The sequence below is a fragment of the Actinoplanes sp. NBRC 103695 genome (assembly GCF_030269485.1).
Taxonomy (GTDB): domain Bacteria; phylum Actinomycetota; class Actinomycetes; order Mycobacteriales; family Micromonosporaceae; genus Actinoplanes.
The window spans coordinates 82,541-99,115 of record NZ_BSTL01000011.1 but is presented as its reverse complement, the minus strand read 5'-3'; the positions used below and the strand labels follow the sequence as shown (position 1 = coordinate 99,115).

Genomic DNA, 16,575 nt, shown 5'->3' with positions numbered 1-16,575 from the left:
GTCACACTGCGTTTTCCGTGAGCGCCATGTGCACGTAGTGTGTGGGAAACAACTGAATACCTCATCCAGAGGGGCAGAGGGAACGGCCCGACGAAGCCCCGGCAACCACCGCGCAGCGGCAGGTGCTAATTCCGGCCCAGCCTTTCCGTGCTGGGAAAGATGAGAGGAATCTCCATGACGTCCACCGTCAGCGCACTCGTCGCCGGCCCGGCCCGCGCCCTCGTCTGCCGCGCCTGCGGCGCCGAGTTCCCCCTCGCCGCCCAGCACGCCTGTTACGAGTGTTTCGGGCCGCTCGAGGTCGCGTACGACCCGGCGGCGATCGCCCAGGTGACCCGCGCCCAGATCGAGGCGGGCCCGCAGAACATCTGGCGGTACGCGCCGCTGCTCCCGGCCGGTCAGGACCCGGCCTCCCGGGTGACCCTCGACCCCGGCCTCACCCCGCTGGTCAGCGCCCCGGCACTGGCCGCCGCGATCGGCCTGGACGCGCCGCTCTGGGTCAAGGACGACTCGGCCAACCCGACCCACTCGTTCAAGGACCGCGTGGTGTCCGTCGCGCTGACCGCGGCCCGCGCCCTCGGCTTCACCCGCTTCGCCTGCGCCTCCACCGGCAACCTGGCCAACTCGGTCGCCGCGCACGCGGCCCGGGCCGGCGTCCCCTCGATCGTCTTCATCCCGGGCGACCTGGAGCAGGGCAAGATCATCACCACCGCGGTGTACGGCGGCGAGCTGGTCGCGATCGACGGCTCGTACGACGACGTGAACCGGCTCTGCGGCGAGCTGGTGGAGACCGACGAGTTCGAGGACACCGCGTTCGTCAACGTGAACGTGCGGCCGTTCTACGCCGAGGGCTCCAAGACCCTCGGGTACGAGGTGGCCGAGCAGCTCGGCTGGCGGATCCCCGCGCAGGTGGTCATCCCGATGGCCAGCGGCGAGCTGCTCACCAAGATCGACAAGGCGTTCAGCGAGCTGGTCGAGATCGGCCTGGTCGAGGCCCCGGCCGGTGGCTGGCGGGTGTTCGGCGCCCAGTCGGCCGGCTGCAACCCGATCGCGACGGCCCTGCACAACGGCACCGACCAGGTCGTCCCGGTGAAGCCGACCGGCATCGCCAAGTCGCTGAACATCGGCGACCCGGCGGCCGGCGCCTACGCCATCGAGGCGGTCCAGCGCACCGGCGGCTGGATGGACTACGCCGACGACGACGAGATCCGCGAGGGCATCCAGCTGCTGGCCCGGACCACCGGCGTGTTCGCCGAGACGGCCGGCGGCGTGACTGTGGCCGTGCTCAAGAAGCTGGTCGCCTCCGGCAAGCTCGACCCGGCGAAGGAGACAGTCGTCTTCAACACCGGCGAGGGGCTGAAGACGCTGGACGCGGTGGCCGACCGGGTCGGGCCGACGCACCGGATCAAGCCGTCGCTGCGGGGCGCCCGCGATGCCGGCCTGCTGGGGTAACCGCGCTGGTTAGTTACGGCTGGTAGTCGTTGATCCGACAGTAAGTTCGTTTTTCCATCCTCCGAGGACTTGCGAACCGATCACCACGTCGGCAAGATGCTCTCTGCGGGAGGACGCGACGCCGTACGAGGCCCCACCTTCGAGCTTGGCGACAATCTCTACCGGGGCCCAACGACCCAGTGCCGGAGGCGCTGTGCGAGCGTCCTCCCGACCAATTCTCACCTTCGGTAAATCGGTCGCGGCGGACAGCCGGTGCGTCCAGTCTGTCCTGATGAGCATCGACGTCGCTGTGTTCCCGGCCTCCGACGAGGCGACCGCCCGCGAGGCCATCCAGGTGGACAGGGCCGCGTTCGAGTACCAGACGCCGGACATCCCGTACTCGCCGGAGGACTTCGTCCTGGAGTCCTGGCGCAACCCGTTCCCGGGCCATCGCAGCATCCGCGCGGTCGCCCGGCTGGACGGGCGGGCGGTCGGCTACGTCGCGCTGGGCCTGCCGCTCCTGGACAACCTGGAACTGGCCAGCCTCGACCTGAACGTCCTGCCGGACTTCCGCCGGCGCGGCGTCGGCCGGGCGATGCTCGACTTCGCGATCGAGCAGGCCCGGGCCGAGGGCCGCAAGCACCTCACCTCCGAGACGGTGCAGACCCGGCCGGACGGCGACGCCTTCGCCGCGGCCCAGGGTGCGAAGGCGGCCCTGCCGGAGACGCGCAGCCGGCTCGACCTGACCACCGTCGACCAGGATCGGTACGACCGGATGCTCGCCGAGGCCTGGACCCACGCGGACGGCTATCGCGTGGTGAGCTGGGTGGGCATGCCGGCCGAGGAGTACCTCGACGCCATCGCCTACCTGGACGGCCGGATGGTCCAGGACGCCCCGATGGGTGACCTCACGATCGAGCCGGAGAAGGTCGACGCCGATCGGATTCGCAAATCCGAGCAGAACCGGCTCGACCGGGGCATCGACCGCTTCCACACCGGAGTTGTGCACGAGGCGACCGGGCGGATGGTGGCCTGGACGACGCTCTCCGGCCCGCCCGCGCTCGAGACCCACATCTGGCAGCACATCACGATCGTCGACCCGGACCACCGCGGCCACCGGCTCGGCATGATCGTCAAGCTGGAGAACCTGCGGCACACGCTCGCCCACAAGCCGGCGCTGACCGCGATCGACACGTTCAACGCCACCGCCAACGACTTCATGCTGTCGATCAACCGGGAGATGGGCTTCCGGGCGGCGGACACCTGGATGCAGTGGGAGCTGGCTATCTAGTCCTTCTCCGGCTGGTCCTTCTCCAGCGGACGGGGACGTCGGTGGGGTAGCCGCCGGCGTGCAGACCCGCGTGCTTCTCCAAGGCGTTACGGCAGCCGTACGAGCCGGTCACCGCGTACGAGTAGCCGCACAAGAGGTAGTAGACCGGCCAGAACAGCGGTCCGAGGACGGCGTACTGGCTGACGTGCCGGCTCTCGTGCTCGAAGAGGGCGGACCGCTTCTCGTGCAGCAGCCACTCGGCGGTGCGCTTGGTGATGATCACCGACCCGACGGTGAAGCAGGTGTTCCGCGGGATCGTGCGGGCGTAGTTCTCGGCGATCAGGACGCCGTCGCGGCCGCGACGGATCGTCGCGCCGGTGAGTTTCGCGATGGCCAGGCCGACCAGGGTCGTCCCGTTGATCGCGGTGAGCACCGTGCGCGCACGCATTACGCGGCCCGGCGCATCTGCGGGTGTCGGCGGGCGGCCATTACGCGGCCCGGCGCATCTGCGGGTGTCGGCGGGCGGCCATTACGCGGCCCGGCGCATCTGTAACTCGGTCAGGGCGGGGATCACCGGGTGCGGCACGCGGACGCCGGTGTCGGTGAAACCGAGGCGTTCGTACGCCCGGACCGCCCGATCGTTGCCGACCACCACCTCCAGCATCAGCTGGTCGCGCCCGGCCTCCTTGGACCAGGCGGCGACCGCGTCGACCAGATCGGCCAGGATGCCCGTGCCGCGCCGGGCCGGGGTGATGTAGACCGCGAAGACGACCGTGGTCGAGAGGTCCTCGGGCAGCACGGTGCCCCCGGCGTGCCCGACCAGCGGCCCGCCCGGGTCGGCCACGAACTGCGCCAGCGTCCGGCCGGCGCTGGCCTGCGTGATCCGCCGGCGGTAGTCCTCGTGCGAGCGGGCGGCGGCCGCGGCCAGGGTCTCCAGGAAGGCGAGCGGGCTGTCGGCGAGCATCTCCAGGCGCAACGCCCTCATCCGGGCGGCATCGCCGGGCGTCACCCGGTGGACCGTCTCGGTGGACGTGACCGTGGATCGGGGGCCTGTGCGCAGCGACACCATGATGCTTGCCTACCTGGCGGGAGGAGGGGGCGGCAAGCAGGTTGCGCGTATCCGACGTCCACTGCCATGGATTTCGCCACTGGCGTAACTAGTCCCGGGACTAGAGTCCTTTCCTTGCACTCGACCCCGGAGAGTGCTAAACATGGGCTTGGCACTCGCGACCGGTGAGTGCCAAGCAGGTCGGGACGGTGGGGTTCCGGCCGGGCGCCGCCATCGGCGCCCCGGCACGGGGCCGGTCGTCGCGGGCTATCCGGCTCGGCCTGAGGACGTCGCATCGCCAGGTGGCGACGTCCGCAGAGGTTCTTCAGTGATTGTCCGGGAGGACACAGCCGTATGGCCAAGATCATCGCATTCGACGAGGAAGCTCGTCGGGGCCTCGAGCGGGGCATGAACCAGCTCGCCGACGCCGTGAAGGTGACGCTCGGCCCCAAGGGCCGCAACGTCGTGCTCGAGAAGAAGTGGGGCGCTCCCACCATCACCAACGATGGTGTGTCGATCGCCAAGGAGATCGAGCTCGAGGACACCTTCGAGAAGATCGGCGCTGAGCTGGTCAAGGAGGTCGCCAAGAAGACCGACGACGTGGCCGGCGACGGCACGACGACGGCGACCGTCCTGGCCCAGGCACTGGTCCGTGAGGGCCTGCGCAACGTCGCGGCCGGCGCCAACCCGATGGCCCTCAAGCGGGGCATCGAGGCCGGCGTGGCCAGCGTCATCGAGGCGCTGACGCAGCTCAGCAAGGACGTGGAGACCAAGGAGCAGATCGCTTCGACCGCCTCCATCTCCGCCGGCGACACCACGGTCGGCGAGATCATCGCCGAGGCCATGGACAAGGTCGGCAAGGAAGGCGTCATCACCGTCGAGGAGAGCAACACCTTCGGGCTCGAGCTGGAGCTCACCGAGGGCATGCGCTTCGACAAGGGCTACATCTCGGCGTACTTCATGACCGACGCCGAGCGCATGGAGGCCGTCTTCGACGACCCCTACATCCTGATCGCGAACAGCAAGATCTCCGCGGTCAAGGACCTGCTCCCGATCCTGGAGAAGGTCATGCAGGGCGGCAAGCCCCTCGTGATCATCGCCGAGGACGTGGACGGCGAGGCCCTGGCGACCCTGGTCGTCAACAAGGTCCGTGGCACCTTCAAGTCGGTCGCCGTCAAGGCGCCGGGCTTCGGTGACCGCCGCAAGGCCATGCTCGACGACATCGCCATCCTCACCGGTGGCACCGTCGTCAGCGAGGAGGTCGGCCTCAAGCTCGACGCCGCCGACCTGTCGCTGCTGGGCCAGGCCCGCAAGATCGTCATCACCAAGGACGAGACGACGATCGTCGACGGCAACGGCAACGCCGAGCAGATCCAGGGCCGGGTCAACCAGATCCGGGCCGAGATCGAGAAGTCGGACTCCGACTACGACCGTGAGAAGCTGCAGGAGCGCCTGGCCAAGCTGGCCGGCGGCGTCGCGGTGATCAAGGTCGGCGCGGCCACCGAGGTCGAGCTCAAGGAGCGCAAGCACCGCATCGAGGACGCCGTTCGCAACGCGAAGGCGGCCGTCGAGGAGGGCATCGTGCCCGGCGGCGGTGTCGCGCTGGTGCAGGCCGGCAAGACCGCGTTCGACAAGCTGGACCTGGTGGGCGACGAGGCCACCGGTGCCAACATCGTCAAGGTCGCGCTGGACGCCCCGCTGCGTCAGATCGCCGTCAACGCCGGCCTCGAGGGCGGCGTCGTGTCGGACAAGGTGCGCAACCTTGAGATCGGTCACGGCCTGAACGCCGCGACCGGCGAGTACGTCGACATGCTGGCCGCGGGCATCATCGACCCGACCAAGGTCACCCGCTCGGCGCTGCAGAACGCCGCGTCGATCGCCGCGCTGTTCCTCACGACCGAGGCGGTCGTGGCGGACAAGCCGGAGAAGAACCCGGCTCCGGCCGGTGGCCCCGGCGGCGGCGGGGACATGGACTTCTAAGTCCACCTCGCAACTCAGCACTTCAGCACGCCGGAAAGGGCGGGCCGCATCAGCGGCCCGCCCTTTCCCTATGCCCGGCGGGTCCTCGTCGGGCGGGCCCGAACCGGACAGTCCGGGGTCAGCCTGACGCTTGGGACGGCCGGGTGCAGCGAAGGTGCTGGTCAGAGCCGTTGTCGTTACAAGCGGCCGCGGAGCGCTAACGTCATACGGGTGCGTGATCCCTCGGTATCCCGGTACGCGGCCGGCCGGCTCTCCCCGATCCGCCGTACCAACGACCTGAAACGCCTGCGTGACGAGCAGTTCGACGTGCTCGTCATCGGTGGTGGCGTGACCGGCGCCGGCGCCGCCCTCGACGCCGCCTCCCGGGGGCTGAAGGTGGCCCTGGTCGAGGCCCGCGACCTCGCCGCCGGCACCTCCAGCCGGTCCAGCAAGCTGATCCACGGCGGCCTGCGCTATCTGGAACAGCTCGAGTTGCACCTGGTCCACGAGGCGCTCACCGAGCGGGGCCTGCTGGCCAGCCGGATCGCCCCGCACCTGGTCCGCCCGGTGCCGATCATGGTGCCGTTGGAGCGCGCCCGCCCACCGGCCCGCGTGTGGCACCGCGCCTACTACGGGCTGGGCGTGGCGGCCTACGACGTGTTCGCCGGGGTCTTCGGACCCGGCCGGGGCATGCCACTGCACAAGCATCTGAGCAGCCACGGCGCCCGGCACCTGTTCCCCAGCCTGCGCGCCGACCGGGTGGCCGGCGCGATCCGCTACTACGACGGCCAGGTCGACGACGCGCGGCTGGTGGTCAACCTGGCGCGTACCGCGGCCAGCCTGGGCGCGGCCGTGGTGACCAGTGCCCGGGTGGTGGGCTTCCTGCGTGAGGCGCGCGAGGTGGTCGGCGTCCGGGTTCGCGACCTGGAGTCGCCCGACGAGCCGGACTTCGAGGTCAGAGCACGCACGGTGGTTGCCGCGACCGGTGTGTGGAGCGACGACATGTCGCAGATGCTCAGCGATGTCGGTGTACGCCCCGGCATGCGCGTCCGGGCGTCCAAGGGCGTCCACCTGGTCGTGCCGCGCTCGGCGATCACCGGTGAGGCGGGTCTGATCCTGCGTACGGCCACCTCGGTGCTCTTCGTCATCCCGTGGGGCGGGCACTGGATCATCGGGACCACGGACACCGACTGGCAGCTCGACCGGGCCCACCCGGCGGCCTCCGCGCGGGACATCAGCTACCTGCTCGACCAGGTCAACATGTGGCTGGACCGGCCACTGACCACCGACGACATCGAGGGCGTCTACGCCGGGCTGCGCCCGCTGCTGTCCGGCGAGGCGGACTCCACCTCCAAGCTGTCCCGCGAGCACGCGGTGGTCGAGCCGATGCTCGGGCTGATGCTGGTCGCCGGCGGCAAATACACCACCTACCGGGTGATGGCCGCCGACGTGGTCGACCGCGCGGTACGCCGGTTGGGCGGCCCGCCGCGCCCGTCGCAGACCGCCGAGCTGCCCCTGCTCGGGGCGGACGGCTATGCGGCGGCCTGGCGGGACCGGCTGGACACCGCCCGGCGGCACGGCGTCACCGCCGGGGTGGTCGAGCATCTGCTGGAGCGCTACGGCACGCTCACCACCCACCTGCTGGCCATGATCAACACCGATCCGGCGCTGGCCGCGCCGCTGACCGGGGCGCCGGAATACCTGGCGGCCGAGGTGGCGTACGCCGCGCAGGCCGAGGGGGCGCTGCACCTCGACGACGTGCTCACCCGGCGTACCCGGATCTCGATCGAGACCGCGCACCGCGGCAGCGAGACCGCCAAGCACGCGGCCGCGATCATGGGCGAGGTGCTGGGCTGGGACGACGCCGTGCGGGCGCGCGAGATCGAGCACTACCTCGCGCGGGTCGAGTCGGAGCGGCAGTCGCAGAAGATGCCGGACGACGCGACCGCCGACGCCGCCCGGATCGGGGTGCCCGACGTGCGCGGATACGCCTCGGACCGTCCTTGATCCTGGTTTCCCGGTGATTCTGGTGGACCGGCCGGTCTGGCCCGCTCACGGCCGGCTATGGGCGCACCTGGTCAGCGACGTGTCGTACGAGGAGCTGCACGTCTTCGCCGAGATGCTGGGGGCACCCCGGCGGGCCTTCGATCGGGACCACTACGACATCCCGGAGGCCCGCTTCTCGTCGGCGCTGTGGCTGGGCGCGACGCTGCTGCCGTCCCGGGACCTGGCCGCCCGGCTGCGGTCGAGCGGGTTACGCCGCCCCAAGCACCTCAACCGTTGAGCTCGCGTTCCAGATTGGCCCGCGCCTTTGCCTCCCACGCGTCCCGCAGCGGCTGGTGGCGGTAGATCGACGGTAACTCCAGCAGCGCCTTCAGCACCTGGGCGCGGCCGTCTCTGAACGCGTCGTCGGGCACGTGCGCGTACTCCCGCCGGATCGCCGCCGTATACGCCGCGTAGCGGTCCTCGTCGGCTGCCAGGATCGCCAGATCGGCGTCGCAGAGCAGCTCACCGTCGGCGTCGTCCTCGCCGGTCGCGTGCCCCGCCGTCAGCCCGACCAGCCGCGCCACCTCGGCCGCCACCTCGGCCGGTGCGCCCAGCGTCGTCAGCAGCCCCTCGGCGAACTCGGCGCTGTCCCGCTCGTTAGCGTCACCCAGCGCCTCCGGGTCGTAGATCGCATCGTGCAGCCACGCCGCAACGCGCACGCGGTCCGGATGCGGCGCGAGCGCCGCATGACGATCGATCACCTCGAGTACGGCGGACAGATGCGTCACGTCGTGATACTGGCGTTGCGGTTCCGCCCAGCGCGACAGCAGGTAGGCGCCCGCCGCATCCAGGTCATCGTCCGCCGCGGTTGCCCCCGCGCCCCGAACCGCCGCACGCCATTGCTCGCCAAGACTCGTCACCCCCTAAGTTTGGTTCATGACCGAGGCGGGTGCCGAACCCACCGACCGCAGGGTGGCGAAAATCCTGGCCGGGATCCCCGGACGCTCCCGGAACAGCGTCGCCGCCGCGTGGACCCGGGTGCGCGGCGGGCTGTTCCTGGCCGTGCAGGCCGCGCTGGCCGCCGGGCTGGCCTGGTTCCTCGCCCACGACGTGTTCGACCGGCCGACGCCGTTCTTCGCGCCGATCGCCGCCGTGATCACGCTGGCGTCGTCGGTCGGCCAGCGCGCCCGGCGCACCGCCGAGCTCGTCCTCGGCGTGGCCATCGGCATCGGCGTCGGCGACGCGCTGATCTTCGTCATCGGCAGCGGACCCTGGCAGATCGGCCTCATCGTGCTCGGCGCGGTGCTGGTCGCCACCGCGGTCGGCGGCGGCACCCCGCTGGTCGTGCAGTCCGCCTCGTCCGCCGTGCTCGTCGCCACCCTGACCACCGGGCCCGGCCTTCCGTACACCCGGTTCCTGGACGCCCTGATCGGTGGTGGCGTCGGCCTGATCGTGATGACGCTGCTGCTCCCGCTCAACCCCCTCACCGTCGTACGCCGGGCCGCCGACCCCGCGCTCACCGAACTCGCCGAGGGCCTGCGCGCCGTCGGTAAAGGCCTGGCCGACGGCGACGACGAGGAGGTCGGCGCGGCCCTGACCCGGCTACGCGCCGCCGAGGCCGCCTTCGCCGCGTTCACCGCCGCGGTGGCCGCCGCCCGGGAGAACGTGGCGTTCGCCCCCGCCCGGTGGCGCACCAAAGGCGCCCTCGCCCAGTACGTGGACGGTGCCCAGCAACTCACCCACGCCCTGCGCAACGTCCGCGTGCTGACCCGGCGGGTACTGACCGCGATGGGCGACCAGGAGACCATGCCCGAGGTCCTGCCCGACTCGATCGGCCTGCTCGGCGACGCGGTCGACCTGCTCCGGCAGGAGTGGGCCAGGGGCGCCGAGCCGATCGCCACCCGCGAGCGGGCGCTCCGGGCCGCCGCCGAGGCCGGTCGCGGCTTCGACGAGGGCGTCGGCTTCTCCGGCGGCGTCGTCGTCGCCCAGATCCGGACCACGGCCACCGACCTGCTCAGGGCCACCGGCATCGAACACGCGGAGGCGCCCCGCCTGGTCCGCAAGGCCGTGGGCTGGCAGGCCAAACGCCGGGCCGGCCGGTACCGCACCGCCCGCCCGCGCCCCGGAGCGTCCGGCAACCACACCCCCTGACCTCCTGCCCTTCGCCGCCACCCGCTGTCCTCGGCGGGCCCTCTCCGTCCCGCTCCGACCTGTTCGTCCCGGCTCGGGCCAGCCGGGCCGGATCCGGATGGCTACGCTGGTCGCTATGGCCGAACCGACCCCGCCGAGCGGCATGCCCGACCCGCATACGCGGCCGGTCGCGCCCGCGAGCGCCCCGCCGCAGCTCTCGCAGCCTTCTCAGGGGCAGCCTCTCGAGGGGCAGCCGCCGGTCATCGCCGCGGTGCCCAGGCGCAAAACCGGGTGGCGGCGCTGGCTCCCGCTCACCCTGGTGATCACCGGCATCGCCGCCTGCTCGGTGGTGATGCTGCTGGTCCTCGGCTTCAACAACGGCGTCCAGGGCCTGATCGTCGGCCTGATCGCGGCGATGCTTCCGGTTCCCGTACTCGTCGGGTGTTTCCTCTGGCTCGACCGCTACGAGCCGGAACCCAACCGCTACCTGGTCTTCTGCTTCGCCTGGGGCGCCGCCGTCGCCACCCTCACGGCCTACTGGGTGAACAACGGCGCCGCCTGGCTCTTCGACCAGCTCGGCCTGCCCGACGCCCTGGTCGCCGTGCTGGTCGCGCCGTTCATCGAGGAGTCGATGAAGGCGCTCGGCCCGCTGCTGCTCTTCTGGCGCCGCCGCGGCGAGTGGTCCGGCATCACCGACGGCATCGTCTACTGCGGAATCTCCGCCCTCGGCTTCGCCATGGTGGAGAACGTCCTCTACCTGGGCGGGCACGGCTACGCCGCCGGCGCCGAACAGTACGGCCCGGCCACCGGCATCCAGAACGTCTTCCTGATCTTCATCGTGCGCATCCTCTTCACCGGCTTCGCGCACCCGCTCTTCACCTCGATGACCGGCATCGGGCTCGGCCTCGCGTCCCGCTCCAACGACCGCCGGGTCCGCTGGCTCGCCCCGATCGGCGGCCTGCTGCTCGCGATGATCCTGCACGGCACGTTCAACCTGCTGCCCACACTGTCCGTGGCCACCGGGCAACCCCTGATCATGCTGTACGGGTATCTGGGCTTCATGGTGCCGTTCTTCTTCGGCACGGTCGGCTTCGCGATCGCGCTCCGCGGCCACGAGGGGCGGCTCAGCGAGCGCATCCTGCCGGGCTACGTGGAGGCCGGCTGGTTCGCGCCACCCGAGGTGGCCAGCCTGAGCAGCCTCGGCCGCCGCCACTCGGCCCGCCGCTGGGCACACCGGGTGGCCGGCGCCGGCGGCATGAAGGCGATGCGCAGCTTCCAGTTCGCGGCCACCAGGCTGGCCATCGTCCGCGACAGCATGCAGCGTGGACTGCTCCGCAAGCCTGAGGACCAGGCCCGGGCCATGGAGGAGGAGCAGGAGCTGCTGACCGCGATCGGCGGCTACCGGGCGGTCTTCTCGGGCCGCGACCCGCAGATGCCTCGCGCGTTCTGGAACGGCGCCGACTACCAGATCGCCTTCCCGGACGGCGTGACCCGCACGGTCGCCGCCCCGATGGAACCGGTCGTCCCCGTGCCGATCCGTCTGGCACAGCCGGCCATGGCGTGGTCCGGCTACGGCGGGCAGCCTCCGGGCTACGGCGCCCCGCCCGGGTACGGCGCTGCCCCCGGGTACGGCGCTGCCCCCGGGTACGGCGCTGCCCCCGGGTACGGCGCTGCCCCCGGGTACGGCGCCGGTCCTGGTTATGGCGCTGCCCCCGGTTATGGGCCCGCCCCCGGTTACGGTGCTGCGCCTGGTTACGGCGCTGCCCCCGGTTATGGGCCCGCCCCCGGTTACGGTGCTGCGCCTGGTTACGGTGCTGCGCCTGGATATGGGCCCGCCCCCGGTTATGGCGCTGCGCCTGGCTACGGCGCTCAGCCCGGGTATGGCGCGCAACCCGGTTACGGGCCGCAGCCCGGGCCGGCGCCGCAGATCAGGCCGCCGGCGCCCTCGCGGCAGGAATACCCTGCCTACGGCGACCCGACGAACTACGGAAGCTCCGCGCCGGCAGCGCCGCAGCCGCCGTCCACGTCGTGGAACCCGGCGCCTCCGGTTGCGCCGCCGCACACCACCGGCTGGGGGGACGCTCCATCGTCCGCGGCTGGGAATCCTGGCTACAGCTCGCCGTGGCCGGAATACCACTCGCCGTTGTCGCCCGGTTCGGGTTCGTCGGCACCGGATTCCGGCTCGTCCCGGGACTCCGGCTCTTCGGGCTCGTCCTGGGACTCGGGCTCGTCGGGCTCGTCCTCGTCCTCGGACTCCGGGTCGTCGGACTCCGGGTCGTCCTCGTCATCGGGGAGTTCCTCGTCCGACTGACCGGACCACCCACCTTCGGCCGGATGCCGGCGCAACGGCCTCGAGTGGCAGCTCGTCGCCGAGGCATCGGGGACTGTGTGCCCGGCGTAGCCTTCGCAGTTTGATCTTGAAGTTGTTCTTTCAGAGGTAGAGACCGGTGCCGTCGGACTGGACCCGGCTGGCGGCCACCGCGTGGACCTCGCGCTCGCGGAGCAGGGTGTACTCGCGGCCGTGGAGCTCGACCTCGGAGCGGTCGTCGGGGTCGAAGAGCACCCGGTCGCCCACCACGATGGAGCGGACGTTCGGGCCGATGCCGACCGCGGTCGCCCAGGAGAGGCGGCGGCCCATCGACGCCGTCGCCGGGATCACGATGCCGCCGCCGGAGCGGCGCTCACCCTCGCCGCCGTCCATGCGGACCAGGACTCGGTCGTGCAGCATGCGGATCGGCAGCCCGGTGTCGGTGGTGGTCTCGGGAGTCACGACGGAGACGGTACGCCCGCCGCGCCGACCAGGAAACTCGGCCACGCGGGGCGCGGAAACTGTCGTGCGGTACCACTACGGTTGTCGGGGTGAGTCGGATCCAGCGTGTGCGGGACAACCTGCGGCGTGCCTATGACAGCGGGCGCGAGTCCGTGCGGGTCGCCCGCGCCGAACGTGAGCGGGAACGCGCCGAGCCGGACGTCGAGTTCGTTCCCCCGCCCCCGCCGGACCCGGCGGACAACCAGTCGACCAACAGCCGCGACGACGCCGAGGTGCCGCACCCGCTGCGGATCGCCGCAGCCTGGTCGTGGCGCCTGATCGTGGTCGGGGTGGTCGGCTGGGCGCTGCTGCGCTTCGTCGGCATCATCAGCATCGTCATGATCCCGTTGGCCATCGCGCTGCTGCTGTCCGCCCTGCTGGCTCCCGCGGTGGGCTGGCTGCTCCGGCTGAGGCTGCCGCGGTCGCTGGCCACGTTCCTGGTGCTGATCTGCGGGCTGGCGGCCGTGGCGGGCACCCTGACGCTGGTGGTCAACCAGTTCGTCGACGGGCTGCCCAAGCTGACCGACAACGCCAGCGCGGGCATCCGGCAGATCCAGCAGTGGGCACGCACCGGCCCGCTGCACCTGTCGGACGCTCAGGTCGACCAGGCCATCGACCAGCTGCAGCAGTGGGTGAACGCGAACACGTCATCGCTCACCTCGACCGGCATCTCGACCGCGGCGACGCTGGCCGAGATCCTGGCCGGAGCGCTCCTGGTGCTGTTCGCGACGTTCTTCTTCCTGCGCGACGGGCGGAAGATCTGGCGGTTCATCGTGCGGCTCTTCCCGGTGAACGCCCGCTGGTCGCTGTCCGACGCCGGCGACGCCTCCTGGGTGACGCTGGGCGCCTACGTCCGCGCGACGGTGCTGGTCGCCTTCATCGACGCCACCGGCATCGGCCTGGCGCTGGTCATCCTGGACGTCCCGTTCCCCTTCCCGCTGGCCGCGCTCGTCTTCCTGGGCGCGTTCATCCCGATCGCCGGCGCCAGCATCTCCGGTGCGGTGGCCGTCCTGGTGGCCCTGGTCGACAGGGGCTGGGTGATCGCACTGTTCGTGCTCGGCGCGGTGATCGCCGTGCAGCAACTCGAGGGCCACATCCTGCAGCCGCTGATCATGGGCCGGGCGGTCGCGATCCACCCCCTGGTGGTCATCGTCGGCATCGCATCCGGCGTGGTGGTGGCCGGCGTGATCGGGGCCCTGGTGGCGGTGCCGTTGATCGCGGTGCTCAACACGGCGGTCCGGCGCCTGGCCCGCCGCGTACCCGAGGTCCCACCCGATGCCGTGGTCGTGACAGCTCAGCAGCCGGCTTAGCCGCGGTTCGCGGTTCGTGGGTGCGGCGCCGGGTGGGTCCGGGCGTGAGTGGTGGGTCCGGGCGCAGGTGGTGGGTCCGGGCGCAGGTGGTGGGTCCGGGCGCAGGTGGTGGGTCCGGGCGCGAGTGGTAGGCCTTGGCGGTATCCGGCATCGATTTACCGTCCTGAGCTACCACCGTCCCCGCGAGTGGTAGCCAGGCGCGACAAGTCTGTCCCGGATAGCGCCCGGTCCTACCACTCTCGTGCCCGGCGACCGCCTTGAGCGGCGGCAGCGACGGTTAGCAGGCACCCCGGCGGCCTGACAGCCGGCGTGACCCCGGCCTGGCGTGGCTCTCGGGCTCGGCGTGACTCCCGGGCCTGGCGTGACTCCCGGGCCTGGCGTGACTCCCGGGCCTGGCGTGACTCCCGGGCCTGGCGTGACTCCCGGGCCTGGCGTGACTCCCGGGCCTGGCGTGACTCCCAGGCCTGGCGCGGCTTGGTGGGTGGCGGGGCTAGGCCTTTGGGGCGGCGAGGCGCTTCAGGGCACCCAGCGCGACCTCCTGGCGGGTCGTGTACCAGAACGGCGGCAGGGACTTGCGGAGGAACGCGCCGTAGCCTCGGGCGGTCTCCAAGCGGGAGTCGAGGACGGCGACCACGCCCTTGTCGCCGGTGGAACGGATCAGGCGGCCGACGCCCTGGGCCAGGCGGATCGCGGCGATCGGGACGCTCACCGACGAGAAACCGGAACCGCCGGCGGAGTCGACCGCCGCTGCTCGGGCGGCCGCCAGCGGCTCGTCGGGGCGGGGGAACGGGAGCCGGTCGATGACCACCAGCTGGCAGGACTCGCCGGGGACGTCAACGCCCTGCCACAGCGACATCACGCCGAACAGGCAGGTCTCGCGCTCCTCGCGGAAACGCCGGACCAGCAGCGGCAGCGCCTCCTCGCCCTGCAGCAGCACCGGGAGCGTGGTGCGGGCGCGGACCAGTTCCGCCGCCTGCGTCGCGGCCCGGCGGGACGAGAACAGGCCCAGAGTGGCGCCGCCCAACGCGTTCACCAGCTCGAGCAGTTCCTCGCCCGCCTGGTCGGGCAGGCCGGACGCCGCGGGGCGGGGCAGGTGCGACGCGACGTAGAGGATGCCCTGTTTCGGATAGTCGAACGGGGAGCCGACGTCGAGCGACGTCCAGCCCTCGCCGTGGGTGTCCTGCGGGACGCGCGGCGCGGGCAGGCCGAGCGACCGGGCGACCGTGTCGAAGCGGCCGCCCAGTGTCAGGGTGGCGGAGGTGGCGACCACCGTGCGCTCGTCGTACAGCCTGTTCGCCAGCGTGCCGGCCACTGACAGGGGGGCTACCACGAGGGCGCGGCGGCCGTTGCCGAGGTCGGATTTCTCCACCCACGCGACGTCGAAGTCGGACTCCTCCAGCAGGCGGCGTGCGGTTTCGGCGATCTCGTCCAGGGACGCTTTGGCCTGCTGCTTGCGTACCGGATCGGGGTCGTCGCTCTTGATCTCGCCGATCGCGGACAGGGCCGCGCGGGTGGACGAGTCGATGAGGATTACGGCCTGGGCGAGCAGCGGCGGGAGGCCGGTGGTGATGCGGCCGGCGGGCATGTCGGCCAGGCCCACCGTCAGCGAGTCGGCGGCCGTGGCCAGCGCCTCGGCGGTGTCCTGCGGGAGCAGCGTGCGGGCGCGTTTGGCGGCGCGTTCGAGCACCTCGGGGGTCAGCTCGGCCTGCGACGCGGACGAGACCCGGTCGGCCAGCTCGTGCGCCTCGTCGATGACCAGCAGCTTGTGCGGCGGCACGATGTTGCGCTCGGCGAGCATGTCGACGGCGAGCAGGCTGTGGTTGGTGATGACGATGTCCGCCTCGCGGGCCCGCACGCGGGAGGCCTCGGCGAAACACTCCTGACCGTACGGACACCGGGCCGCACCGACGCAGTCCCGTGCGGGCATCGACACCTGCCGCCAGGCTGTGTCGTCGACGCCGGGGTCGAGCTCGTCACGGTCGCCGGTCTTCGTCTTCTCCGACCAGGCCTGGAGCCGCTGGATCTGCTTGCCGAGCCGGCCGGCCTCGCCCAGCCACTGGGTGCGTTGGGCGGGCGCCGCGTCGAAGAGCGTGTCGGTGGGCTCCTCCTCGTCGGCGTGCTCCATCTTGGCCACACAGAGGTAGTGGTGCCGGCCTTTGAGCACGGCGAACTTGGGTCGCCGCCCGAGCACCGGCTCGACCGCGTCGGCCAGCCGGGGAAGGTCGTGCGCGATCAGCTGGTTTTGCAGGGCCAGGGTGGCCGTGGACACCACGACCGGGCCGTCCACCAGCAGCGAGGGCGTCAGGTAGGCCAGGGACTTGCCCGTGCCGGTGCCCGCCTGGACGAGCAGGTGCTCTTTTTCCTTCACGGCCCGCTCGATGGCGTTGGCCATCTCCTGCTGGCCCGGACGCGCCGCGCCGCCGGGCACCGCGCCGACCGCCGCGTCGAGAAGATCTGCGGCTTTGGCTTTGCGGCGGGTGGCGGCGGTCATGACCGCCTGCACCGAGCGGCAGGTGCCGGCGGCGGACCGCTCGGCCGGAGGCGACGGCCAGAAGGGCATGACAAAGAAGGCTCGACCACGTCGGAGACCGTACCCGCAGCCACCGACAAATTCCGTGCACCGTTAGGGTGCCTG

General features: G+C 71.6%; 12 protein-coding genes, 1 pseudogene and 1 riboswitch. Of the genes and pseudogenes, 8 read left to right on the top strand and 5 right to left on the bottom strand.

Going from position 1 to position 16,575, the window contains the following annotated elements; translation table 11 throughout:
• Positions 1–58 precede the first annotated feature (58 nt).
• Positions 59–166: riboswitch (SAM riboswitch) on the top strand.
• An 8-nt stretch (positions 167–174) separates the two neighbouring features.
• Positions 175–1,449, top strand: coding sequence for a threonine synthase (gene thrC, locus QSK31_RS20915; RefSeq protein WP_285685929.1), 1,275 nt, complete (start codon positions 175–177; stop codon positions 1,447–1,449).
• Positions 1,450–1,720: 271 nt separating this feature from the next.
• Positions 1,721–2,719, top strand: coding sequence for a GNAT family N-acetyltransferase (locus tag QSK31_RS20910; RefSeq protein ID WP_285685928.1), 999 nt, complete (start codon positions 1,721–1,723; stop codon positions 2,717–2,719).
• Here QSK31_RS20910 and QSK31_RS20905 read toward each other — a convergent pair.
• Together QSK31_RS20905 and QSK31_RS20900 are read right to left on the bottom strand one after the other, a co-directional pair.
• Positions 2,712–3,146: a hypothetical protein gene (locus tag QSK31_RS20905; protein WP_285685927.1), complete on the bottom strand. Its 435-nt coding sequence runs from the start codon at positions 3,144–3,146 to the stop codon at positions 2,712–2,714. The two genes, QSK31_RS20910 and QSK31_RS20905, sit on opposite strands and share 8 nt — an antisense overlap.
• A gap of 81 nt (positions 3,147–3,227) precedes the next feature.
• A complete protein-coding gene (locus QSK31_RS20900; protein WP_285685926.1) occupies positions 3,228–3,767 on the bottom strand; it encodes a GNAT family N-acetyltransferase in 540 nt (179 codons plus the stop codon).
• 333 nt (positions 3,768–4,100) lie between these two features.
• Between QSK31_RS20900 and groL the strand changes: the two genes are divergently transcribed.
• The 3 genes from groL (at position 4,101) to QSK31_RS20885 (ending at position 7,989) form a co-directional block, all read left to right on the top strand.
• Positions 4,101–5,726 (top strand): chaperonin GroEL, encoded by a 1,626-nt coding sequence (gene groL, locus QSK31_RS20895; protein ID WP_285685925.1) that lies wholly within the window; start codon positions 4,101–4,103, stop codon positions 5,724–5,726.
• Positions 5,727–5,936: 210 nt separating this feature from the next.
• Positions 5,937–7,712: a glycerol-3-phosphate dehydrogenase/oxidase gene (locus QSK31_RS20890; protein ID WP_285685924.1), complete on the top strand. Its 1,776-nt coding sequence runs from the start codon at positions 5,937–5,939 to the stop codon at positions 7,710–7,712.
• A gap of 13 nt (positions 7,713–7,725) precedes the next feature.
• A complete protein-coding gene (locus QSK31_RS20885) occupies positions 7,726–7,989 on the top strand; it encodes a DUF4031 domain-containing protein (RefSeq protein ID WP_285685923.1) in 264 nt (87 codons plus the stop codon).
• Here QSK31_RS20885 and QSK31_RS20880 read toward each other — a convergent pair.
• Positions 7,979–8,611 carry an HD domain-containing protein gene (locus tag QSK31_RS20880; RefSeq protein WP_285685922.1) on the bottom strand — a complete coding sequence of 211 codons (633 nt, stop codon included), beginning with the start codon at positions 8,609–8,611 and terminating at the stop codon, positions 7,979–7,981. The two genes, QSK31_RS20885 and QSK31_RS20880, sit on opposite strands and share 11 nt — an antisense overlap.
• Before the next feature lie 16 nt (positions 8,612–8,627).
• On the opposite strand from QSK31_RS20880, the gene QSK31_RS20875 reads away from it, so the two are divergent.
• Both QSK31_RS20875 and QSK31_RS20870 read left to right on the top strand, forming a co-directional pair.
• Positions 8,628–9,842 (top strand): FUSC family protein, encoded by a 1,215-nt coding sequence (locus QSK31_RS20875; protein ID WP_285685921.1) that lies wholly within the window; start codon positions 8,628–8,630, stop codon positions 9,840–9,842.
• Positions 9,764–11,700: pseudogene (locus QSK31_RS20870) on the top strand (PrsW family intramembrane metalloprotease); the annotation flags it as partial. The gene QSK31_RS20875 and the pseudogene QSK31_RS20870, both read left to right, overlap by 79 nt.
• A 552-nt stretch (positions 11,701–12,252) precedes the next feature.
• Here QSK31_RS20870 and QSK31_RS20865 read toward each other — a convergent pair.
• A complete protein-coding gene (locus QSK31_RS20865; RefSeq protein WP_285686163.1) occupies positions 12,253–12,549 on the bottom strand; it encodes a GroES family chaperonin in 297 nt (98 codons plus the stop codon).
• 140 nt (positions 12,550–12,689) lie between these two features.
• On the opposite strand from QSK31_RS20865, the gene QSK31_RS20860 reads away from it, so the two are divergent.
• On the top strand, positions 12,690–13,940 hold the full coding sequence (locus QSK31_RS20860; RefSeq protein WP_502872993.1) for an AI-2E family transporter: 1,251 nt from the start codon (positions 12,690–12,692) through the stop codon (positions 13,938–13,940).
• A 490-nt stretch (positions 13,941–14,430) separates the two neighbouring features.
• Here the strand turns inward: QSK31_RS20860 and QSK31_RS20855 are convergent, their stop codons facing one another.
• Positions 14,431–16,431 (bottom strand): ATP-dependent DNA helicase, encoded by a 2,001-nt coding sequence (locus QSK31_RS20855; RefSeq protein WP_285686162.1) that lies wholly within the window; start codon positions 16,429–16,431, stop codon positions 14,431–14,433.
• Positions 16,432–16,575: the final 144 nt, after the last annotated feature.